We start from the raw sequence: 22,933 nt of genomic DNA, 5'->3' as shown, positions 1-22,933 counted from the left end.
TGGTCCGACCGGCTGGATGTGCCGGTGGTTCGTGCCGGGGTGCTCCGCGGCGCGGCGGAGTCGAGGTTATGAAGTGCTTCGAACGAAATCGGATGGAAGTTCACCATCCGGTCATTCCCGAACGTCAACCTCAGGAGTCGCATGATGCGCCCCATCAGAACGGCCGGCCTCGGCACGGCCACGCTGGTCACCCTCCTCGCCTGCACCCCCGTCGCGGCCGCCGCGACGGACACCGGTTCCGCCCAGGACAGGGATAAGGCCCGGATCATCACTGTCCTGGCCGAGGTGCAGCAGCTGACCCGCTTCCCCGTCCCCCCCGTCACCCCCGGCGACCCCGGCGACCCCAAGCAGGGCGATCGAGTCGTCGTCCGCTCGGTCCTCAAAGACGAGCACGGCAACGAGGTCGGCGAGACCCACGGCACCTGCACCACCACCCGGGGCGGCGACAATGAAGCGGAGCAGTGCGTCGTGACCTACATCCTCCCGGGCGGCCAGCTCACCGTGCAGGGGCTGTACTTCAACTACCTCGACCAGGGCCCCTTCGACAACGCGATCACCGGCGGCACCGGGAAGTACGAGAAGGCTCGCGGCTCGGTCCACTCCGTCACGCTCCGCCCGGACCCCACGAGGCCCAACACGATCGTGAGGCGCTTCACGATCCGCCTCGTCTGACCGACCCCGACGTCCACCTGGCCCCGGAATCCGGCCTTCTCCCCTCGCGTTGCACCGTGGGAGACGGTCGTACGAAAGGAAGTGTGGGGCAAGGGGACGTCCAGGGCGGCTCACCCTTCAGATCGTCAAACGCACCGACGACATGAGCGGGTTCGTGGTGCTTCCATGCAGGTGGGTGGTGGAGAGGATGCTGAGCTGGCTGATGCGCTCGCGGCGCCTTGCCCGGGACTGCGAGACCGGCCCGAAAGCAGCGAAGCCGCCCTCCTGTGGTCGATGACTATGCTCATGGGACGCCGCCTCGCCCGCCACCGGAGCCGAAACGTCACCTGGCAGCCCGCCGCCTCGGCGTGACCACCCCGGGACGCTCCTCGGCCAGCCAGCCCCGCTCCACCAGCCGCTTCACCTTCGACCGCACCCCCTCGACCTTCGCCGGCACCGCTTCCAGGCCCAGCCGCCCGGCCAACTCCCGCGCCCGCAGCCCGGACCCGCCCGCCTCGGCCTCCAGCTCGCCCACCAGCCGCTGGTAGTCCGGCGCGAGCACCTCCATCGTCGGGCCCACCCGCCAGTGCGGCACCACCGACCCCGCCACCGGGGCCTCGGCAACGGCCGGCGCCGACTCCTGCGGGTGGTCGGCCTCCGGCTCCGGCTCCCTCCCGGCCAGGGCCTCGGCCAGCTCCACGCGGGCGATGGCCCGCCGCTCCAGCACCGCCTCCGCCTTCGCAAGCTCGGCCAGCACCCGCCCCGCCTCCTCGCGGAGCTCTTCGACCCGAACTTGCGCGGCCATCTCGCGCGCTTCCAACAAGCCCATGACCGAAGCCATCGACAACCTCCGTGTCATAACCGACAGACGTGGCAGCAATCACCGCGCTGGTCCGCAACCTGATGGCGCTGCCCGGTGCCGTGCTGCACAGCCGGGTGGCCAAGGACGCGGAAGTGCTGGCGTTGCGGCATGAGAACGGTGGTGCTGCGCCGTCAGATCCGTCGAGTTCCCAATGCCCTATGAACCCGCCGACCGGATCTTGTTCGCCATCCTGTCCCGACCGGTCGCACGTGAGCGTTGACGGCAGGTCTTCGCGGTGACCCCGACCACGTTGCTGCTGGCCCGACGACAGCAACTCCGCCTCTGCAAGCGGACGTTCACCCGACACCACCACCTCGGCAGTCCCTCAGCCGCGCCCAGGGGCAAGGCAACTCGCCCTGCGACCAGCCAGAGGGAACTGCACCTGGGACGCCGCCGGAGACAAGGCACGCTGAACAGCAACGCCGCAGGCCACAGCGCCAAGTCGTATTTTTGAGCGGTACAGGCGATGAGACCCTCCACGCCCTCGGGGGCACGCTCAGGGGTGGAGGGTCTCGTCAAGCGGCGAGGTCAAGAGCACGATGCGGCACCCGAGCGACTACGCGGGCACGCCCGTGACCGCGTGTCTCCTTACAGCTCCACGGCGTACGGCGGCTCCGCCCCGGCCCGTGAGCAGGTGACGGCCGCCGCCCGCGCCGCGAACCGCAGGACCTCGTTCCATTCCGCGGGTCCGAGCCCCGCGAGTCCCTCACGGGACAGGCAGTCGCGGGCGGCGAAGGCGTGCAGCAGCGCCGCGTTCACCGTGTCGCCGGCCCCGATCGTGTCGACGACACCGACCTCCACGCCAGGCACCGAGCAGGCGCCACCCCCGGCGGTGAAGGCCGTCAGGCCTTCACCGCCACGGGTCATGACGACAGCCGAGGGTCCGGCCGTGAGCCAGCCGTCGATGTCGCCGCCGAGCCACTGCGCGTCCTCCTCGCTGAGCTTGAGCAAGGAGACGTACGGCAGCCAGCTCTTGAAGCGTGCCCGGTAGGCGTCCGCGTCCGGGATCAGATCGGCGCGGATGTTCGGGTCGAGGGCGACGAAGACGCCCCGCGCGGACTCGCGCCGCATCAGTTCCTCGTACGAGCTCGCGCCCGGTTCGAGAACGAGCGAGCAGGTGCCGACGGACAGCGCCCGTACCCCGGTGGGCAGTTGAGCGGGGGCGGTGAACAGGCGGTCGGCGCTGCCTTCCGTGTAGAAGGTGTATGTCGCCGAGCCGCCCTCTGCGACGCAGGCGACCGCGAGCGTGGTCGGCTCGGGGCCGCGCTGGACGAGGCCGACCGCCACTCCTTCCTTCTCCAGACGGGACACAAGCGCCTTACCGAAGGCATCGGTTGAGACGCGGGAGCAGAACGCGACGTCCGCGCCCAGCCGCCCGAGCGCAACGGCCGTGTTGTACGGACCGCCGCCGAGTGCCGGCAGCAAGGGAGCGAGCGGGTCACCGGCGCCGCCCCGCGGCACCAGGTCGATCAGGGCTTCACCGGCGACGACGATCACGCCAGGGCTTCCTTTCCGGTCAGGGCGATCCCCTTGGAGTCGGGGCGCAGGGTGAGCACGGAGACGGCGGTGACGGCGGCGACGCAGCAGCCCATGATCGCGTACGTGCCGCGGTAGCCGATGCTGTCGTAGCCGAGGCCGGCGAGCGGGGAGATGACGGCGGCGCCGAGCTGCGTGGCCAGCTGGAAGCCGACCAGGTAGATCGTGGACGACAGCCGCGGCTCGAAGTGGCGGTTGATGTACTTGAAGATCGCGATCAGCATGATCGGCAGCTCGGCGGAGTGCAGCAGCTTCACCGCGGAGATCGCGATAGCGCCGGTGACCAGACCGGAGAGCAGGATCCGGGCCGCCATGATGCAGCCGGAGATGAGCAGCGACTTCTTCGGCCCGATGCGGTTGACCAGGAACGGTGCGAGCGCCATGCCGCCCGCTTCGAGGAAGACCTGCACGGAGTTCAGGTCGGAGAACATCTGGTTGCCCTCGGCCTCGGTGGAGAAGAGCGAGGTGAAGTAAGAGGGGAACATCGCGTCGTACGTGTTGTACGTCGCTGTCACCGCGACCACGAAGAGCAGCAGGCCCCAGAACGCGGGGTAGGCGAAGAGGGACTTCACGTCCGCGAGAGAGACGGAGGAAGCCGCTTCGTCGACAGCCGCGGCGCGGCGGCCGTCCGTGACCCTGATCGCGACGATCAGGCCGACGAACACGGCGGCCGCGACGGACGCGGCCCAGAAGTTCAGGTTCGGGTCGATGTTGAACAGGCGGCCCGCGAAGAACGTCGCGGCGGCCCAGCCGAGCGAGCCGAACATCCGGGCCCGGCCGAACTCGAAGCCGTGGAAGCGGCCGAGACGTTCGGTGTAGCTCTCCAGGGTCGCGACGGCGACGGCGAAGGCCATGGCGAGGTAGGCGGAGCCGACGACGAGGCCGAGGACGAACTGGTGCTTGAGCAGCGGCCCGTACACATAGATGTACATGGGGCCGACCAGCAGCATCAGGCCGCCGATCCAGTACAGGAGGTTCTTGCGCAGGCCGAGGCGGTCCTGGAGGTATCCGTAGATCGGCATCGTGATCAGACAGCCGATGGCGTTGGCGCTGATCACGAGCGAGCTGCGGCCGGCGCTCAGGCCGATGTCCTGGGTCAGCCAGATCGAGAACAGCGACCAGGACAGCGACCACGTCACGAAGAACATGAAGAGCGCGGCACTGGCCAGGGTGAAGTTCACCTTGCGGCGACTGTGCCTGGCGGCTGCCCCTGTGTCCTGCTGGGTGTGGCCGCCGGCGGCGGACGATGTCGCCGCTTCCTGCTGCGTGGTCATGTGTGCGCTCCCTCGCGCCGGGCACCGCGTCGAGCGCGCGGGCCGCCTCATCATGCCGGAATGGAGTGTTCCGAATCCAGCCCCTAACACGTGCTAGGGCGGCACAACTATTACGTGTTAGGTTCCGTTTGACAAGAGGCCGGACACGCACCGGCAATGCGCCCGACACAGAACGATCAGCGCAGCGAGATCACCACAGCGATCAGCAGAGCGATCAGCACAGCGATCAAGCAGAGCGCGCCCTACGACAGGAAGTGACGCCGCCATGGCCGACCGGAACACACCCCGCCTCCACGTACGGCCCGCCGCCGGCCAGTGGTGCAACGACCCCAACGGCCCGCTGTTCCACGACGGCCGCTACCACCTCTTCTTCCAGCACAATCCGGCCCGGCCCGTCTGGGGCGACATCCACTGGGGCCACGCCTCCAGTCCTGACCTCGTGACCTGGACCGACCACGGCATCGCGCTCACCCCGACCCCCGGCAGCCGCGACGCGCTCGGCGCCTGGTCCGGCTGCGCGGTCGTCGAGGACGGCATACCCACCGCCGTCTACACCGGCATGGACCGCACCGACGGCATCGGCTCGGTCATGCTCGCCCGCGCCACCGACGAGGCCATCACGACGCTCAAGGCCGAGCCGGAGCCCGTTGTCCCCGGCCCGCCCCCCGGCCTGGACCTGCTCGCCTTCCGCGATCCGTTCCTCTTCTCCTACGAGGGCCGACGCTGGGCCGTGATCGGCGCAGGGCACCGCACACCGGACGGCGGCCGCCCGGACGTGCTTCTCTACCGCGTCGACTCGCTCACCGAGTGGACCTACGCCGGCTCGCTCCTGGACGCGGCCGGCCCGCTCGCGGCCCGTCACGCCGCACCCGCCGACGCCTGGGAGTGCCCCGCGCTGCTGCCCACCGGAGACGGCCGCTGGATCCTGCTCCTGTCACTGTGGGCCGCCGACATCACGTACGCGACCGCGTATCTGATCGGTCACCTCGCCCCGTCCGGGGCCGGGTTGACCTTCGTACCGGCATCGGGCGGCATGCTCGACCACGGCCGCGACTTCTACGCCCCCACCGCCCTCGTCGAGGGCGACCGGTCCCTGCTGTGGGGCTGGAGCTGGGAGTCGCGTACCGAGGAGGAGTCCGTGACCGCCGGCTGGGCGGGCTGTCTGACGCACCCGCGCGAGATCGGCGTCCACGAGGACGGCACCCTGCGGCTCGCACCCGCACGGGAGTTGACGGGGCTGCGGGGCACCGAACTAGGGGTAGGGGACTCGCTGCCCGCCGCGTACGAGATCGAGCTGGACGTGGCCGTCGGTCACCCCGACTCCGAGGTCGAGCTGCGCCTCGCGGACGCGGTGACGCTGCGCCTGAACCCGACGCGCGGGCTGGCCACCCTCGACCGGACCGGCGCTCCCGCCACCTCGCGCCATCCGCTGCCCAGGACCGCCCAGGCCACCGCCGTCGTGCCGGGCGCGGCCCGGGCACGGCTGCGGATTCTGGTCGACGGTCCCCTCGTCGAGGTGTTCGTCGACGAGCGAGCCATGCTGACGGAGAAGGTCTACCCCGCGCCCGAAGGGACGCTCGGTGTCGAGGTCGTGCGCGGCGCGGCCGAGGTGCGGATGGCGGCCTGGGAGCTGGCCGAGCGCTGAATCTGCGGGCGGGTCACGGGGTCACGGAATCCCGTTCGCTGCCGCGTCCACCGCGTGGCTCGGTATCGATCCGCCCGCCCAGGACATCTGCCGGTGAGGACCGATCCCCTCCGGCGACGCAGAGGTGGTCCCGGGGCAGGGCCCCGGGACGTCACTCCCCGGCTCACCGCAGCTCCTCACGACAGGGTCCCCGCGACCGGAGCCCAGGGCACTTCCGCCGGAACCCAGTGCACTTCCCCCGGGAGCCCAGGCCACTTCCGCTCGGACCGCCTCCGCCACCGACGGTTCCAGGTTCAGCCCGCCCCCGCCGCCAACGGTCCCAGGTCCGGCCCGCCCCGGCCACCGACGGCTCCAGGTTAGCTCGGGCTGTGTACCGACTCCCGCTCCACCACCGGGCAGTTGAGGCGCAGGCCCGCCGATCGGTCGACCTCCTGCCCCGCGTCCGCCGCGTCGAGCAGCACGCGGACCGCCTCCGCGCCCATCTCGTAGTGCGGCAGCGCGACCGTGGTGAGGGCCGGGACCAGGTGGGCCGCCATTTGGTCCTGGTCGTCGTAGCCGACGAGGGACAGCTCGCGCGGCACGTCGATGCCGAGCCGGGCGGCCGCCAGCATCACACCCGCCGCGACGCGGTCGTTGGCGCAGACGATGCCCGTCGGGCGGGGCTCACCAGGCCGGTCGAGCATCCGCATGGCCGCCGCGTAGCCCTCGTCGATCTGCCAGCCCACCCGCATCGTCCACCCCTCGCGCGCCGTGAGGCCTGCGGCGCGCAGGCCATCAGCGAATCCGCGGGCGCGGTCGGATGCCGCGATGTTGCCGGTCTCGCCCGCGAGCAGCGCGATGTCGCGGTGGCCCGCCGCGATCAGCGCTTCCACGGCCGAACGGCCGCCGCCCCGCTCGTTCGCCACCACGTACGCGTACGAACTCTGCTTGCTCGGGATGCAGTTGGCGAGCACCGTGCCGGCCGGGTCCAGGCCGTCCGGGACCTGGGCGCGGCGCATCGACATGGCCGCGTAGACGACGCCGTCGACCCGGCGGGCCCGCAGTTCGGCGATGGCCTCCGCTTCGGCGGCCGGGTCGTTGCGCGACTCCAGGAGGAGGACCTGGTGGCCGCGTTCGCGGGCCGCGTCCATCGCGCCGAGCACCATGCGCCCGGCGAACGGGCTCGTCGCGATCTCGTCACTGAGCAGCCCGATGACCGCGCTGCGCTTGCGTCGCAGGGAACGGGCCACCTCGTCGGGGCGGTAGCCGAGTTCGTCCGCCGCCTTCTTGATCCGCTCCTGGGTTGCGGCGGAGAGGTTGCCCGCCGCGCGGCCACTGAAGACGAAGGAGACGGCGGCCCGTGACACCCCGGCGAGTTCGGCGACGTCGCGGGCGGTGGGGCGGCGGTTCACGGTGTCGTCCTCGATTCGTGGGGCCCTGGGTCGCGCCCCTTCCGGTGCGCGGCCCGTGCGTACGTCCAGTATCTCCCTACAGGTCACGGGCGTCGTCGATAGGGTGCCCGCATGGCGGACAGGGGTGGGGCGGGCGGCAAGGGCGTCGACGGACGGGAGCGGAACGCTGCCGGTGCCAGCGGCGCTTCGGGCGCCGGTTCCGGTGGCGATGAAGGGGTGGCTCTTCCGGGCGTCTCCGCGCGGCCGACCTCCCGTGACGTGGCGCGGCTCGCGGGCGTCTCGCACACCGCCGTGTCGTTCGTGTTCAACGGCCGCGCCGAAGGCAATCTCTCCGCCGAGACCCAGCGCCGCATCCGCGAGGCCGCCGCGCAGCTCGACTACCGGCCGAACGCCGTGGCACGCGGCCTGCGCAATCGCCGTACCGCCGTGATCGGTCTGGTCACCGACCACATCGCGTCGTCGCCATTCGCGGGCGCGCTCCTGCGCGGAGCGATGGAGACGGCCTGGGAGCACGAGCATCTGCTGCTGACCGTCGACTCCTCGGGCGACGCGGCGAAGGAGGACGCCGCCGTCGCCGAGCTGGTCGACCGGCGGGTCGACGGCATCGTGTACGCGGCGATGTCGCTGCGCCGAGCGGAACGGCTGCCGAAGGGGCTCGGCCGTACACCGGTCGTGCTTGCCAACTGTCTTCCGCCGGAAGGGAGTCCGTACGCCGCCGTGGTGCCCGCCGAGCGGGCCGGCGGACGGGCCGCGGCAAGGCTGCTGCTCGACGCCGGGCACCGGCGGCTCGCGTTCGTCGGCGGGCTCGACGACATCGCGACCGCCGAGCGGCTGCGCGGCTTCCGTGATGCGCTGCGCGGGGCCGGGCTGCGCGCGGCGGCCGAGGACGTGGTGCGCACGGGCGGCGAGATCTCGGCAGGGCACGAGGGCGCCCGGCGCGTCCTCGACCGGCCGCGCCCGGACCGTCCGACGGGCATCGTCTGCTACAACGACCGGGTCGCGGCGGGGGTGTTGCATGCCGCCGCCAAGCTCGGTGTCGACGTACCCGGCGAGGTGTCGCTGGTGGGATACGACGACCAGGAGCACATGGCCGCATTCCTCGAACCGCCGTTGACCAGCGTCGCGCTGCCGCATCGCGCCATGGGCGAGGAGGCGGTGCGGCTGCTGCTCGACGCCATCGGCGCGCGGCGCGCGCCCGAGGCGGAGGTGCGGAAACTGGAGTGCCCGGTGGTCGTGCGGGAGTCGGTGGGGGGCGGGCCGGGCGTCGGACGCTGACCGGGCCCCGGAGATCCGGATGCCGGGAACGGCCTGTTTCGGACTGCGACCTAAATCGTGTCAGGAAAGTGGACTCGGACCCTTCCAACCTTTAACGAGTTAGGTCTACAGTCCTCGTCACCCCCCCGCCCGTCAGTGAAGCTGGGAGAACCAGGACCGATGACGCCCCCGATGAACCGCAGGACCCTTTTCCGCACGGCCATCACCCTCGGCTCCAGTGCGGCGCTGCTGCCGGCCGCCGCGCCCGCGCAGGCCACCGCCCCAGAAGCGCGCAAGAGCAAGCCGACGGGCGCCGGCTACCGCGACACGTACCACTTCACGGTCCCCGACCAGTGGAAGAACGACCCGCAGCGGCCGATCTGGATCGACGGCGAGTACCACTACTACTACCTCTACAACCCGGACTACCTCACGGGCGGGACGGAGGCCGGGACCACCTGGCGCCTGGCCACCAGCCACGATCTGGTGTCGTTCCGCGACCGAGGTGTGGCCGTACCCAAGGACACGACCCCGAACGGGGATGTGTGGTCGGGGTGTGCGGTGATCGACACCGACAACACGGCGGGGTTCGGTGCCGGCGCCGTCATCGTCGTCGTCACCATGGAGCCGGACAGCACCGCCAACACCCAGGCGCAGTACCTCTATTACTCCACCGACGGCGGCCGCACCTTCACTCCTCACGGCACCGATCCGGTCCTCCCCAACCCCGGCGTCAAGGACTTCCGCGACCCGAAGGTGATCCGTGACGAGGAGCGCGGCCGCTGGGTGATGGCTCTGGCCGAGAAGACCAAGGTCGGCATCTACCACTCCGACGACCTCAAGTCCTGGACGTACGCGAGCGGCTTCACTCACGACGGCCTCGGCACGCTGGAGTGCCCGGACCTGTTCCACCTCACCGGCGCCGACGGCGCGGCCACCTGGGTGCTCGGCGTGAGTGCCAACGGCAAGGCGGCCGGCCTGCCCAACACGTATGCGTACTGGACCGGTTCCTTCGACGGCACCACCTTCACGCCGGACGACGCCGACCCTCAGTGGCTCGACCACGGTTTCGACTTCTACGGCGCCGTCACCTTCGACAAGCATCGCGCAGACGGCACGCTCGACCCCGCCATGCGGTACGCGATCGGCTGGATGAACAACTGGGACTACCCCAACACGACACCCACCATCGACTCCGACGGCTTCAACGGCACCGACTCGATCGTCCGCGAGGTGACCCTGCGCAAGGACGCGTCCGGCACGCTGTTTCTCGCAACCAGCCCGGTCACCGCGCTCGACGACCACGTCTCGAAGAACGTCGACCTCGGCGATCTCACGGTCGACGGGCAGCTCGCGCTCTCCTACACCGGTATCTCGTACGAGCTGACCTGCGAGATCACCTGGGACGGCGCGCTCACCGGAGCGGGTGTCCAGCTGCGCAGGTCCGTCGACGGCGGGCGGCACATCGACGTGGGCGTCTACGACGACTTCGCCTTCGTCAACCGCCGTGGCGTGCCGAACCCGGACGCCTCCGGGAAGTACCAGGAGAGCCACACGCCCTTCGACGCGACTACACGGTCGGTGCGGCTGCGCGCGCTGGTGGACCGGACGACCGTCGAGGTCTTCTTCGACGACGGTCGGTACGTGCACTCGATGGAGGCGTTCCCGTACCTGGTCGACACCGGAGTCACGCTGTTCACCACCGGGGGTGTGGCGGTGTTCCGCAACACGGTGATCCGGGAGTTCACCGTCTGAGGCCGGACGGGGTGGGGGTGAACTACCGGAGGGGCCTTGCCCCAAGGCCTCCCGCGCATCGTCACCCACCACCGCCCCACCACCTGAGGCACAGCTCGCGTCGGCCCCGCCGCAGCCCGTTGGCTAGCACCGCCGTGAGCACTCCTCCAGTGCATGCAAATGAATTTGCATATATGCTTTCTGATGCAGGCGCATTTGCTTGTGTCGTCATACTGATCCGTGTGAGGAGTGTGGGGCGCCGTGACCATGCATTCGGCGACCTTGGCCATCAATGAGACCCTCCAGGCCCGCCGAGCGGCAGGTGAGAAGGTGTTGCACCTGGGATTCGGGGAGGCCGGGCTGCCGGTGCCCGACCCGGTCGCGGCGGAACTGTCGGCGGCGGCCGGGCGCAACGGGTACGGAGCTGTCGTCGGATCTCAGGAGGCCCGTGAGGCCGCCGCCGGGTGGTTCGCCAGGCGGGGTGTGGAAACTCGAGCGGAGCAGGTGCTGTTCGCGCCCGGCAGCAAGGCGCTGCTGTTCGCGCTGCTCGCCGCTCTCCCCGGCGACGTCGTGCTGCCGTGCCCGGCGTGGGTCAGCTACGCGGCTCAGACCGCGCTGGTGGGGAAGAAGACCATCGGCGTGCCCATCCCCGCAGAGGCGGGCGGCGTTCCCGACCCGGACCTGCTGGAACAGGCTCTTCGGGACGCGCGCGCGGCCGGTGCGAACCCCGGGATCCTGGTACTGACGGTGCCGGACAACCCCACCGGGACGATCGCCCGCGACGAGCACCTCCGCGAGGTCTGCGCTATCGCCGACCGCCACGGACTGGCAGTGATCTCAGACGAGATCTATGCCGAGGTCTGTCACTCCGGGAAGGCCCCCAGCGCGCTGGCTCACCTGCCCGAACGCACCATCGTCACCAGCGGGTTGAGCAAGTCCATGGCCCTGGGCGGTTGGCGCATCGGGTTCGCCCGTGTGCCGTCGGGACCCTGGGGGGACCGTCTGATGCAGGACCTCATCGGGGTGGCCAGCGAGGTGTGGTCCAGCCTGGCCGCGCCGATGCAGGCCGCCGCGACGTACATCCTGCAGGACCCGCCCGAAGTGCTGGCGCACATCCACGCCGCCCGCCGGCTCCACGCGACCGTCGCCACGGCGGTGCACGCCGAGTTCACGGCGGCCGGAGCGGTCTGCCGGCGCCCCGAGGCGGGCTTCTATCTCTACCCCGACTTCGAACCGGTGCGCCCGGTCCTCGCCGGCCGGGGTATCGACACCGGCGCGGCGCTGGCCGCGACCCTGCTGGAAGAGCACGGCGTCGGGGTGCTGGCCGGTGAGGCCTTCGGAGACGTCGCGAGCGCACTGCGGGCCCGGGTGGCGACCAGCCTGCTGTACGGGGAGTCCGAGACCGAGCGCTGGGAGGCGCTGCGCAGCGACGACCCGCTCGCACTGCCGTGGATCGCGGCGTCCCTCGGCCACCTGCGCACCGCACTCGGCACGCTGACCGCTCAAGGCTGAAGTACATGGCAGGCCGCCGAGACTTCGGTCTGTCGCGCGACGGCCGCCGGGTCCACCGCACAGCGTCGTGCGGTGGACCCGGCGGCCGTCTGCAGTGTCAGGCGTGGGTCTGCGTCGAGCTGCTCGCCACCAGCGTGAACCCGTGGATCAGGGCTGCGCTTCACTGCCGTGATCCCGTGGATCAAGGTTGAGCCTCGCTGCCGTGATCCCGTGGATCAGGGCTGCGAGTCGCTGGTGTAGACGCCGAACTCCTCAAGGAGCTCCTCCTCCTGCAGGAGCGTCGAGCGCACCTCGTGGCCGCGCTGCTGGGCGACGCCGGCGGCGAGCGCCTGCACCAGCGAGGTGAACGCGGTCAACGACCGCAGTACAGAGGGGCCCGAGGCGTCGACGTAGAAGACCTGCTCGGCCGAGGCCACCAGCGGTGAGGACGGGTTGTCGGTCAGCGCCACGCAGCGTGCACCACGGGAGTGGGCCCAGGCCGCGGCCCGGACGGTCTGCGCGCTGTACCGGCGGACCGAGAAGGCGACGAAGCAGTCGCCCTCCCGCACCCGGCGCAGGTCATCGGTGAGCGTGCCCGCGCCCAGCGTGACGGTCTCGACCTCCTCGCGCAGCATCTGCAGCAGGTATCCGAGCAGATAGGCCGGCGCGTGGCACTTGCGCAGGCCCATGACATGCACACGGGGGGCCTCGGCCAGCGCCTGGACCGCGGCATCCCAGGTCTCGGGGTCGATCCGCGCGAAGGTACGGGCGATGTTGGCCCGGTCCAGCGCGACCGTACGCTCCAGCAGGGTCCCGCTGTCGGCGCTCAGCTGCTCCAGGTTGTCGTAGCGGCGGAGCAACTGGGCCTGCTCGCGCAGCCGTTCACGGCAGAGCCTGATCAGTCCCGGGTAGCCGTCGAGGCCGAGGCTGCCGGCGAACCGCACCACGGTGGCCTCATTGACGCCGACGGCCGACGCCAGCTCCGAGATGGTCATGAACGCCACGCCTTCCGGGTCAGCCATGACGCGCTCGGCCAGGAGCCGTTGGGAGCGGGTCAGTGCCGCTTCGGGGTCCTGAAGTTCGGCGACGAGCTCGTCGTAGGTCTGCGGAGGGCGCCGCGGTGCTGTGGCCATGGAGCGAATTCTCTCTCGAAAAGGCCGTGGTGCGGCCAGAGGCCGCGGACCGGCCGTGGTGCGACCAGGCGGTAGCGGACCAGACGCGGTGCGGCCAGGCGGTTGCGCGCCCGCCCAGGTGTAGCAGGCGGAGCTGCACACCGGCCATGGCGTAGCTCGCGGGTTACCTACCGGCCATGGCGTAACCCGCGGGCTGTGGACCGGCCCTGGTGTGGCCCGCGGGCTACGGACCGACCCTGGTGTGGCCGGCGGCTATGAGCTGACGGCGCCGGCTTCCCCGCGGGCGAAGTCGGACAGCAGCAGGGCGGCGGTCTTGCCGGCCGTTCCGCGCACCGTGATCCGGTCATCGGTGAGGTCGGCGGCCACCGAGCAGAGCGTCATCAGCGGGTCGGTACCCGCGGCCGTGCGGTGCACGCCGTTGGGCAGCGGAGCCGAGGTGAGGATGTCGAGGAACCACCGCGCGTCGGGGTCGTCGGCCGGAAGCTGCAGGCCGGTGAGGAACCGGCCCCGCGCGACGCTCTCCTCGTACTGGCCCAGGCTGCGGGCCGCTCGCGCGCCGTCGTCCGCCGCTGGGACCGCCGTGGGCGCGTCCGGCGGATCGGGCAGATGGCGCAGGTGGTTGGTGTGCCAGTGCAGCGGGTGATCCGTGTCCGCCTCCACGACGGCGGTCCGCCCCGCGGCGCTCTCCACCACGACCACTCGCCCGTCGGCCCGGTCGCCGATCGTGTAGGCGAAGCCGCCGGCGCTGGGCCGACGGCGCAGATGGTCCACTGCGGCGTCCAGGGTGGGCGCCTGCTGCATGGCGCGGGCGACGAAGTGCCGTCCCGGGGCTTCGGCCGGGCGCGCCACCTGGACGTGGTTGATGCCCCAGACCAGTCCGTGGCCGGTGGCCGTGAACGTGTTGGCGGGCAGGAAGCCCGGATACCACTGGACCGTCACCGGCGTATCGCCCTCGACGAGCAGGGTGAGCAGCATGAGGTGGCCGTCGAGGGCGGGTGCCCCGTCCTCGTTGTGCGCGACGTAGGAGTTTGTGCCGTGCCAGCCCAGGTCCGTGCAGCCGGTGCCGTCGTCGGCGCCCAGGTCGCCGCGGAAGTTGGCCAGGAGCAGGTCCTCGAAGTCGGCGCCGGCGCCGGCTGCCAGGGAGTGAAGTTCGCCGAGCTGGGGGCCGCACGCCGTGCGGGTGGCGTCGAGCAGTCGCTCGACCCGCATCCGGCCGCGTTCGGTGGCGGCCCAGCTGCGCAGCGCGTGGCGCTCGGGCATGGCTTCCTGAACCGCGTGGACGTCGGCACGGGCCACCTGGCCGAGAGTGCGGAAGGCGTCGTCGCGTTCCCCGGAGACGACCAGCCAGCGCAGCCCGGCGAGCTCCTGCTCACGGACTTGAGCACCCATTCACGACCTCCTGGACGACATGACCGGTCAGGTTTCCCACCGGCCGCTCACTGCCACAACCCCTTGACGTAACTCCAATTGCAAGGTTACTACATGATGCAACTTAGGTTGCATGACTGCGATCGTCCCCTCCCCCGCTCCTGTCACGGTCAGGAATCGCCTGTGAAATCTTCTGTCCACGGAAACGGCCCGGCCCAGCTGCGCGGTGCGCTGGGCAACCGGCAGATGTCGATGATCGCGATAGGCGGTGTTATCGGTGCCGGGCTCTTCGTCGGAAGCGGCAGCGCCATCCATCAGGCGGGCCCCGCCGTCCTGTTGGCCTACGCCGCCGTCGGTGTCGTGGTCGTACTGGTCATGCGGATGCTGGCCGAGATGGCCGTCGCCCAACCCGAGACCGGCTCGTTCTCCAGCTACGCCAGCCGCGAACTCGGCTCCTGGGCAGGGCTGTCGGTCGGGTGGCTCTACGCCTACCAGTGGTGCATCACCGTCGGCTTCGAGGCCATCGCCGGCGCCGCCATCACCCACTCTCTGCTGCCCGCCGTACCCACCTGGCTGGCCGCGCTGGTACTGATGGTCGCTCTGATAGCCGTCAACTTCGCCCGTGTCGAGTCCTTCGGCGCGTTCGAGTTCTGGTTCGCCATGATCAAGGTCGCCGCGATCGTCGCCTTCCTGTTCGTCGGGCTCGCCGCGGTACTGGGAGCGGCCCCCGGCACCGACGCCCCGGGCACCGCCAACCTGACCGGCCACGGCGGCTTCGCGCCGAACGGCTGGCTCTCGGTGCTGCAGGCGTCGCTGGTGGTCTTCTTCTCCTTCTTCGGCACCGAAGTGGTCACCATCGCCGCCGGCGAGGCCAAGGACCCCGTGCACGCCGTGCGGCGCGGTATCAACACCGTGGTCTGGCGGATCCTGCTCTTCTACGTCGGCTCGATCGCCCTCGTGGTGACCCTGCTGCCGTCGAACTCCACCGCCGTCACCGAGAGCCCCTACGTCGCGGTCCTCAGCCACCTCGGTGTTCCCTTCGCCGGCACCGTGATGAGCTTCATCGTCATCACCGCCGTCCTGTCCTGCCTGAACTCCGGGATTTACTCCTCCTCCCGGATGCTGCACTCCCTGGCCGAACGGGGTGAGGCGCCACGGCTGTTCGCCCGTACGACCCGGCAGGGCGTCCCCGCGGCCGCGGTGCTGGCCGCCTCCAGCGCCGGTCTGCTCACCGTGGTCGCCAACTTCTTCCTGCCGACCACGGCCGTCTACCAGTTCCTGCTGGACTCCTCCGGCGCCGTCGCCGTCGTGGTCTACGTGTGCATCACGGTGACCCAACTGCGCGGGCGGGCCCGGCTGGTGCGGGAGCGGCCAGAGACCCTGACCGTCCGTATGTGGGCCCACCCCTGGCTGAGCCTGCTCGTCCTGGCCGTACTCCTGACGATCATGGCGGGCATGGCCATCACCCCCGACAGCAGGCGATCTCTCATCCTGACGCTCGCCGTCACAGCCGTCGCCGTAATCGCCGGACTGATCCACCAGCGGACCCGGCGCGGGGCCGCTGCTGATCCCGAACCGATTCCCTCACACAGCCTCGGCTGACCGCACCGATCCCCTCATCAAGGCCCTGCATGCTCCGGCCCGAGGGCCTGCCTGATCGAACTCCGGGTCAGACGGGCCCTCGGGCCGGAGCAGACCATGGTCGGCCTCGACCCGGACAACCACCAGGTGCGAGTGCGACCCACTGGTCGCGTGAACCTCTACCACCTCGGCGAACTCACCCCGCGGACCCGCAGCAGGTTCGACCGCCCTCCACCCAGATCACCCGTGGTGTCCAACTCGACCTCCTCGAACCACTCGGGATCGAAAGCACACAAAGCCGCCGGCCACAGACCTGAAACGGTGAGCCGCGAAGTACGGGACCAGCGGCCAGGCGTACTGGTACCCGTCGAAAGCCCGGCCTTCATGTCGTTGCTGCCACACTCCGCGGCCTCCGTCGCACCGCGCCGATTCTTCGGGCGCGAGCTCGGGCGACATCGCCGGGCACCTCCCTCGGACAGGCCCTGCTTCCGACACCAGGTGCGGACGCACTCGCACACGCGCTGCGATGGGCCACTCGGGTGAGGCCATGACCACGGTCGGGCCGTCATGCGCGATGCCATGAACGATCGCGTCCCGACGGAACCGGCGGTCCTCTCAGCAGTGGAGCACTCGCCCTCGCGCAGGACGCCGTGCCCGACTCGCGGCTCGCGGTCTGGCTGGGGCTCATCCTGACGGTCGACGCCGGTGGCGGTTGACCTGCACAGGATGGTTTGCTCGTGGTGATCGAGACGGATTCCGGCATCCGTACGGAGAGCAGGCTTACCTCGTGAGCACTCCGCAACACCCATCCGGCCTCACGGGGCCGCGCCTGGACGACGCCGTGCTGGCGGCGTTGTTCTCACAGTCGCCGATCGGCCTGCAGGTCATGGACACGGAACTGCGGCTGGTGCGGGTCAATTCCGCCGCACGGTTCATCAGGCAATTCCCCCTCGAGCGGATGCTCGGCCGGCCGCTGCTGGATGTGCTGCGCGCCTTCGGCGTCGAGCGCCCCCAGCACCTTGAGAGCCTGGCCCGCAGCGTGCTCGAAACCGGGAAGCCCGTGCTCGATGTGCGGTACGGCGTGCGCAACCCCATGGACCCGTCGGTCGAGCACGTGGTCTCCGCGGACTGTTTCCGCCTCCAGGGCGCCGACGGAACCGTGCTCGGTCTGGCCAGCGCCGTCAGCGACATCACCGAGCGGACCAGGGCCGAAGAACGGCTGCGGCTCCTGAACCGAGCCCGCGCCTCGGTCGGGACCAGCTTGGACGTCTTCCGCACCGCGACGGAACTGTGCAAGGTGACCGTGCCGGAGCTGGCCGACACGGTGGCCGTGGACGTGCTGGACTCCGTGCTGCACGGCCAGGCCCCGACTCTCGAAACGGCGTCAGGGAATTTCACTCTGCGACGGGCGGGATTCCGCTCCAGCGCCGCCGGCGTCCGGCACGGAGTCCCCCGGGTCGGTGAAGTGAGCGCCTACTCCTCCGGCAGCCCGTTCCGCGACGCCTTGTCGAATCTGGAGCCGCAGTTGGTCCGCCGTCTGGAGGACGAGGCGAAATGGCTCGATCCGGCGTGCGACCGCGACGCTCGCCTGCTCTCGGCGCAGGCCCACTCGATGATGGTGGTGCCGATGTGCGCCCGCGGGCTGGTGCTCGGGCTCGCCTGCTTCTACCGATGGCGCAACACGACCCCGTTCGACGAGCAGGACCTGTCGCTCGCACGGCAGCTGGCCGCCGACACCGCTCTGCGCCTGGACAACGCCCGCCTCTACGGCCGTGAACGCTCGGTCGCGGGGTTCCTCCAACGAGGTCAGCGGCCGTCCGAGCCCCGGGCGTACACCGCTGTGGAGACGGCGCAGAACTCCCTGCCTGCCGGGGCGGGCACCAGTTGGGCCGATGTGATCCCGCTGTCCGGAGCCCGCGTCGCACTGGCCGCGGGCGACACCGCCGACCACAGCATCGCGGCCGTCGCGGCGATGTCAGAGCTCCGCGCCGTGATCACCGCTCTGTCCGACCTGGACCTGCCGCCGGACGAGCTACTGCGGCGGCTGCACGACCTGGCGAGCAGGCCGACGCGGGAACCGCGGGACGCTCCCCACCCGGATTTCGACGCGCGGGTCCGGAACGTCAGCTGCCTGTACGCGATCTACGATCCCGCGACCCGTCGTTGCACGGTGGCCCGCGCCGGACATCCGCCACCGGCGGTCCTCCGCCCCGACGGCGACGTGAAGGTACTCGCCGACACACCCGAAGGTCCGCCCCTGGGCCAGGGGCTCGCCGAGTACGCCGTCGCGGAGCACACGCTCCCGGAAGGCAGCATCCTGATCGTCCACAACGCCGCCATGCTCCCGGCCGGCCAGGAACACGCCCACCTGCCACTGGAACCCGTCCGCCACGCCCTCCGTTCCGCGACACCCTCGCAGTCGCTCCAGAAGACGTGCGAATCGATCTTCGACGCGGTGTCCGCGGGACACCCTCAGCAGGACGCCCTCCTCCTGCTGGCCCGCACCCGCGCACTCGACTCCGGACACACCGCCTCCTGGTCGCTGGCCAACACCCCCGAAATCGTCGCCGAGGCCCGGAAACTCACCGCCGCCCAGCTCGGGCGGTGGGGCCTGGCCGAGCTGGAGGACACCACCTCACTGATCGTCAGCGAGCTCGTCACCAACGCCGTGCGGTATGCCGACGGCCCCATCGAACTGAGACTCATCCGCGACCGGGCACTGACCTGCGAGGTCACCGACGACAGCAGCACGGCCCCGCACCTGCGCCGTGCCCTGGACACCGACGAGGGCGGACGCGGCCTGTACATCACGGCGCAACTCACCGACCGCTGGGGCGCCCGCCCCGGCCACCGCGGCAAGACCATCTGGGCCGAACAGGCCCTGTCTGGGTCGGCCCCAGGGGTGACCGACTGACACCAGGTCGGTGCGTCTCCCCCGACACGCTGCTGTGTTGGCACCGCGACGTGCTGCGCCGCCGCCACGCCATGGCCTCACGCCCCAAGCATCCCGGTCGACCGCGGACCGTGCGTTCTCCGCGTCTTGGTGCTCCGGCTCGCAAGGGAGAACTCGATCTGGAGGTACCGGAGCATCCCCGGCGAACTCGCCGCTCTCGGCATCAAGATGGCCGCCTCCACTGTGTGGAACATCGCCAAAGAACACGGCATCGCCCCCGCGCCCGAGCGTAAGAGCACGACCTCAGCGGCATTCCTGCGTTCTCAAGCACAGGCAATGCTCGCCGCAACTTCTTCCAGACCATGCCCCTGGCCGGAACGCCCCTGTACGTCCTCGCGGTGATCGAGCACGCCACCCGGCGCGTGCGAATCCTCGGCGCGAACGCGCACCCGAACGCGGCCAGGGGGACGCAACTCGCCCGAGCCGCGGTCATGGACCTTCAGGGCCCGGGCACCAAGGTGAAGTTCACGATCCGGGACCGGGAAAGGTATCGAGGTCGCACAGACCGGCGTCCGAGCCGACTCCAGAAGCCGCTTCGTGAGCTGCTGCAGCAGACCTCCCTCCCGCCGGTCAACCGAGTCGGTCACCGCGGACACCAGTGGAAGGCAGGCAAGGCACACACTGCCGTACCACCCGGGCCCCGCTCCCGTATCTCACTTCCTGCATCGGTCTGTGACCGTGCGCATGCGAGCACTCCAGGAAATTGAAGGCAAGCGCACAATTGACGTATGCGCGGATTCCGCATCCGCCCCGGTTCTGCCCCGGACGCTCGAATCACGGGCAGTGGCACCAGCAGCCGGCGGAAGGGGCCGCCTTCGGTGCTGAGTGTCCGCAGCGTCGTCGGCCAGATGTTCGTGCTGCAAGTGGCGGTCGTGCTGCTACTTGCCGTCGGAGCCGTCGTGATGCTCACAGTGACGGCCCAGCGCGAGAGCACCCACGCGGCCGGCAATCAATCACTCGCTGTCGCGCAGGGCTTTGCCAGCTCTCCGGGGCTCCTGGAAGCCCTGAAATCGCCCGACCCCACCGCAGTGCTGAAGCCACGGGTCGAGGATGCCTGGAAGGGCTCCGGCGTGGACTTTCTGGGCGTTGTGAACCGGGACGGGATCTACTACGCCCTTTCCTCCCGTACGGGTCGCCCCGGCCGCCACACCGCTACCGACATGGCTCCTTTGTTGGCCGGCCGAACCGTACGCGAGCAAGGCGTTGGCTCTCTCGGCCCTCAGGTTCGGGTCTTCATCCCCGTCAAAGATCCGTCTGGGTCGGTGGTCGGCGCGGTCGGCGCCGGGATCACGCTCGAGCATGTCGGCAACAGGGTCACAGAGCAGTTGCCGGCCGTGGTGGGCGCTGCGGCCGGCGCGGTGGCCGTCACCACGGGCGGAGCGGCGGTTCTCAGTCGACGGCTGCTGCGTCAGACCCGCGGCCTCGGCCCGGCCGAGATCACACGCATGTACGAGCACAACGACGCGGTACTGCACTCGGTGCGGGAGGGCGTGCTGATCATCGGTGGCGACGGGCAGCTGCTGCTGGCCAACGACGAGGCACGGCGACTGCTCGACCTGCCCGCGGACGCGGAGGGGCACCATGTCACGGCCCTCGGTCTGGAGTCGCCGATGGCCGAATTGCTGGTCTCCGGGCGAGGGGCGACCGATGAAGTGCATCTGGCGGGCGACCGTCTGCTGGCGGTGAATGTGCGGCCGACCGGCCCCTACGGAGGGATCGCCGGGAGCGCGGTAACACTGCGGGACACCACCGAGCTGCGGGCGCTTGCGGGCAAGGCGGAGGCGGCGCGGGAGCGTTTGAAACTGCTCTACGACGCGGGCGTGCGGATAGGCACCACACTGGATGTGGCGCGCACCGCCCAGGAGCTCGCCGAGGTGGCGGTCCCGCGCTTCGCCGACGTCGTCACCGTCGAGCTGCTGGAGCCGGTTCTGCGGGGCGACGAGCCCCCCGAGGGGAGCACCGCCATGCGGCGCGCAGCCGTCAGTGGCGTCCGGCAGAACTCGCCGTTCCACCCGGTGGGCGAACTCATCACACTCGCGCTCATCGCTCCGATGGCGTCGGACGTGGCGAGCGGCCAGGCAGTCCTCGAGGCCGACTTGCGCACGGCGGACCGTTGGCGGACCCAGCATCCCGAACAGGCCCGGCAGATCCTGGACTATGGCGCCCACTCGCTGATCAGCGTGCCGCTGCGGGCCCGCGGCATGGTCCTGGGGGTGGCCGACTTCTGGCGCGCCGAGACCCTCGAGGCCTTCGGGGAGGAGGACCGTTCCTTTGCCGAGGAGCTGGCCGCCCGGGCGGCGGTGGCCATCGACAACGCCCGTCGCTACACCCGCGAGCGCACCATGGCCGTCGCTCTGCAGCGCAGCCTGCTGCCGCGGAGGCTGCCGGATCTGAGCGCCCTGGAGGTCTCCCATCGCTATCTGCCCGCGCAGGCGGGGGTGGGCGGGGATTGGTTCGACGTCATCCCGCTGCCCGGCGCCCGGGTGGCCCTGGTCGTCGGCGACGTCGTCGGTCACGGAGTGCACGCGGTGGCCACCATGGGCCGCCTGCGCACCGCCGTGCACAACTTCTCCGCCCTGGACATGGCCCCTGACGAACTGCTGGCCCACCTGGACGAGCTGGTCGCCCGAATCGACGCCGACGAGGCCGCCGAGGAGAAGGGGCAGCAGATCACCGGTGCCACCTGCCTGTACGCGATCTACGACCCGGTCTCGGGTATGTGCACCATCGCGCGCGCCGGCCACTTCGGTCCCGCCCTGGTCCAGCCCGACGGCACCGTCACCTTCCCCGACACCCCCGTCGCACCACCCCTCGGCCTCGGTGGCGCTCTCCCGTTCGAAACCGCCGCACTGCGGCTGCCCGAGGGCAGCCGACTGGCCCTGTTCACCGACGGGCTGCTCGAGGACCACGACCGCGATCTGGACACCGGCCTGGACCTCCTGCGGGGCGCCCTGTCCCCTCACGACCGCACCCTGGAACAGACCTGCCAGGCAGTCATCGACGCACTGCTGCCCGAGCGCCCCCGCGACGACGTCGTCCTGCTCATCGCCCGCACCCGGCTGCTGAACCCCGACCAAGTCGCCGACTGGGACATACCCTCCGATCCAGAGGCCGTCTCGCGCGTCCGCGCCGGTGTCACCCATCAGCTGGAGACCTGGGGCCTGGACCAGCTGGCGTTCACCTTCGAACTGATCGTCAGCGAGCTGGTCACGAACGCCATCCGGTACGGCGCCCAGCCCATACGACTGCGCCTGCTGTACGACAGCAGCAATCTGATCTGCGAGGTCGCCGACGACTCCAGCACCTCGCCGCATCTGCGCCGGGCGGCGGCCACCGACGAAGGCGGCCGAGGGCTGTTCCTGATCGCCCAGTTGGCTGGGCGCTGGGGCACCCGGTACACCGCCCACGGCAAGATCATCTGGGCAGAACAAGCCCTGCACGACGGAGCCGCAGAACCCGGCACCGACCTGGCCGACATCCTCCTCGGCCAATGGGACGAATGAGCGGGCGACTGGCGCGACCAGTACCGGTACGGGCTACGGGCTCCCACCGAGGGCGAGTTGAGCTGAGCACGGTGGGTGAGGTTCACCGCGCAGACCTGCATGAGCGGTGTCGATCTGCGCTGGGACAGCGGCGCGCTGTGCGCGATCCGCGAGGGCACTGCTCAGCAGGTGATCGAGTGGGTGCAGATGTACGAGGGCCAGATCCCCGCCGAGGCGCGTTGGTTCGCCGAATCGGTCGCGGCCTCCGGGGCACGCCGCTCCTGGTTGCCGTGCACGACAGGGACGGGCCACGGGTACTGGGCCATCGACCTGCTGATCCCGGCGGTGCCGGGGCTCGGGTGGACGGCCCGCGTCAAGAAGGCGTCCCAGCACGTCAAAGGGTCGTCAGGGAGTGGGGCCGGACCTTGTACGGGAGGTCTCCCCCGGCTTCCATGGACACCGTGAACAGCGAGTGGCTCCTCATCGACCGGCCGCCTCATCAGGCGTCCCGCCGTGTGCCCCGCTGTGCGGAAACGCCCGCGTCCGTCGTCCGCTGACGCGTCTTCCGCTGCCCCAGG

Annotated in this window: 16 protein-coding genes and 1 pseudogene; 11 read left to right on the top strand and 6 right to left on the bottom strand. The window is 70.5% G+C overall.

Annotated features, from left to right (window positions below):
* Window positions 1-144 precede the first annotated feature (144 nt).
* Complete coding sequence (locus ACZ67T_RS33230; RefSeq protein ID WP_469988952.1) at window positions 145-672, top strand: allene oxide cyclase barrel-like domain-containing protein; 528 nt, start codon at window positions 145-147, stop codon at window positions 670-672.
* 142 nt (window positions 673-814) lie between these two features.
* On the top strand, window positions 815-949 hold the full coding sequence (locus ACZ67T_RS33225; RefSeq protein ID WP_469988950.1) for a hypothetical protein: 135 nt from the start codon (window positions 815-817) through the stop codon (window positions 947-949).
* A 45-nt stretch (window positions 950-994) separates the two neighbouring features.
* Here the strand turns inward: ACZ67T_RS33225 and ACZ67T_RS33220 are convergent, their stop codons facing one another.
* The 3 genes from ACZ67T_RS33220 to ACZ67T_RS33210 all read right to left on the bottom strand — a co-directional run bounded on the left by ACZ67T_RS33220 (window position 995) and on the right by ACZ67T_RS33210 (window position 4,323).
* Window positions 995-1,492 carry a hypothetical protein gene (locus tag ACZ67T_RS33220; RefSeq protein ID WP_469988948.1) on the bottom strand — a complete coding sequence of 166 codons (498 nt, stop codon included), beginning with the start codon at window positions 1,490-1,492 and terminating at the stop codon, window positions 995-997.
* Window positions 1,493-2,101: 609 nt separating this feature from the next.
* Entirely contained in the window at window positions 2,102-3,010 is a 909-nt protein-coding gene (locus ACZ67T_RS33215; protein ID WP_469988946.1) for a carbohydrate kinase family protein, read from the bottom strand.
* On the bottom strand, window positions 3,007-4,323 hold the full coding sequence (locus ACZ67T_RS33210; protein WP_469988945.1) for an oligosaccharide MFS transporter: 1,317 nt from the start codon (window positions 4,321-4,323) through the stop codon (window positions 3,007-3,009). Before ACZ67T_RS33210 ends, ACZ67T_RS33215 begins: the two co-directional genes overlap by 4 nt.
* A gap of 265 nt (window positions 4,324-4,588) precedes the next feature.
* Between ACZ67T_RS33210 and ACZ67T_RS33205 the strand changes: the two genes are divergently transcribed.
* On the top strand, window positions 4,589-5,968 hold the full coding sequence (locus ACZ67T_RS33205; protein WP_469988944.1) for a glycoside hydrolase family 32 protein: 1,380 nt from the start codon (window positions 4,589-4,591) through the stop codon (window positions 5,966-5,968).
* 356 nt (window positions 5,969-6,324) lie between these two features.
* On the opposite strand, the gene ACZ67T_RS33200 is transcribed toward ACZ67T_RS33205, so the two are convergent.
* The gene (locus tag ACZ67T_RS33200) at window positions 6,325-7,359 is read right to left on the bottom strand and encodes a LacI family DNA-binding transcriptional regulator (protein ID WP_469988942.1); all 1,035 of its coding nucleotides are present in this window, start codon (window positions 7,357-7,359) and stop codon (window positions 6,325-6,327) included.
* Window positions 7,360-7,470: 111 nt separating this feature from the next.
* Here ACZ67T_RS33200 and ACZ67T_RS33195 point away from each other — a divergent pair, with 111 nt between their 5' ends.
* The 3 genes from ACZ67T_RS33195 (at window position 7,471) to ACZ67T_RS33185 (ending at window position 11,859) form a co-directional block, all read left to right on the top strand.
* The gene (locus ACZ67T_RS33195) at window positions 7,471-8,634 is read left to right on the top strand and encodes a LacI family DNA-binding transcriptional regulator (protein ID WP_469988940.1); all 1,164 of its coding nucleotides are present in this window, start codon (window positions 7,471-7,473) and stop codon (window positions 8,632-8,634) included.
* Between the two features lie 159 nt (window positions 8,635-8,793).
* A complete protein-coding gene (locus ACZ67T_RS33190) occupies window positions 8,794-10,368 on the top strand; it encodes a glycoside hydrolase family 32 protein (RefSeq protein WP_469988938.1) in 1,575 nt (524 codons plus the stop codon).
* A 246-nt stretch (window positions 10,369-10,614) separates the two neighbouring features.
* A complete protein-coding gene (locus tag ACZ67T_RS33185; RefSeq protein ID WP_469989111.1) occupies window positions 10,615-11,859 on the top strand; it encodes a pyridoxal phosphate-dependent aminotransferase in 1,245 nt (414 codons plus the stop codon).
* A gap of 215 nt (window positions 11,860-12,074) precedes the next feature.
* Here ACZ67T_RS33185 and ACZ67T_RS33180 read toward each other — a convergent pair whose 3' ends face one another.
* Both ACZ67T_RS33180 and ACZ67T_RS33175 read right to left on the bottom strand, forming a co-directional pair.
* The gene (locus ACZ67T_RS33180) at window positions 12,075-12,971 is read right to left on the bottom strand and encodes a MurR/RpiR family transcriptional regulator (RefSeq protein ID WP_469988937.1); all 897 of its coding nucleotides are present in this window, start codon (window positions 12,969-12,971) and stop codon (window positions 12,075-12,077) included.
* A 252-nt stretch (window positions 12,972-13,223) separates the two neighbouring features.
* A complete protein-coding gene (locus ACZ67T_RS33175; protein ID WP_469988935.1) occupies window positions 13,224-14,360 on the bottom strand; it encodes a C45 family autoproteolytic acyltransferase/hydolase in 1,137 nt (378 codons plus the stop codon).
* Between the two features lie 162 nt (window positions 14,361-14,522).
* Here ACZ67T_RS33175 and ACZ67T_RS33170 point away from each other — a divergent pair, with 162 nt between their 5' ends.
* The 5 genes and pseudogenes from ACZ67T_RS33170 to ACZ67T_RS33150 all read left to right on the top strand — a co-directional run bounded on the left by ACZ67T_RS33170 (window position 14,523) and on the right by ACZ67T_RS33150 (window position 22,820).
* On the top strand, window positions 14,523-15,941 hold the full coding sequence (locus ACZ67T_RS33170) for an amino acid permease (RefSeq protein WP_469988933.1): 1,419 nt from the start codon (window positions 14,523-14,525) through the stop codon (window positions 15,939-15,941).
* Window positions 15,942-16,707: 766 nt separating this feature from the next.
* On the top strand, window positions 16,708-18,834 hold the full coding sequence (locus tag ACZ67T_RS33165) for an ATP-binding SpoIIE family protein phosphatase (RefSeq protein ID WP_469988931.1): 2,127 nt from the start codon (window positions 16,708-16,710) through the stop codon (window positions 18,832-18,834).
* Window positions 18,831-19,358: pseudogene (locus ACZ67T_RS33160) on the top strand (integrase); the annotation flags it as partial. The gene ACZ67T_RS33165 and the pseudogene ACZ67T_RS33160, both read left to right, overlap by 4 nt.
* Window positions 19,359-19,721: 363 nt before the next feature.
* Window positions 19,722-22,376: a SpoIIE family protein phosphatase gene (locus tag ACZ67T_RS33155; RefSeq protein ID WP_469989109.1), complete on the top strand. Its 2,655-nt coding sequence runs from the start codon at window positions 19,722-19,724 to the stop codon at window positions 22,374-22,376.
* Between the two features lie 99 nt (window positions 22,377-22,475).
* Window positions 22,476-22,820 (top strand): hypothetical protein, encoded by a 345-nt coding sequence (locus ACZ67T_RS33150; protein WP_469988929.1) that lies wholly within the window; start codon window positions 22,476-22,478, stop codon window positions 22,818-22,820.
* The last annotated feature ends 113 nt before the right edge of the window (window positions 22,821-22,933 follow it).

The organism is Streptomyces sp. NPDC107517 (genome assembly GCF_055582645.1).
Note: the sequence above shows the minus strand (reverse complement) of the source record. Positions and strands in the feature narration are given on the sequence as shown.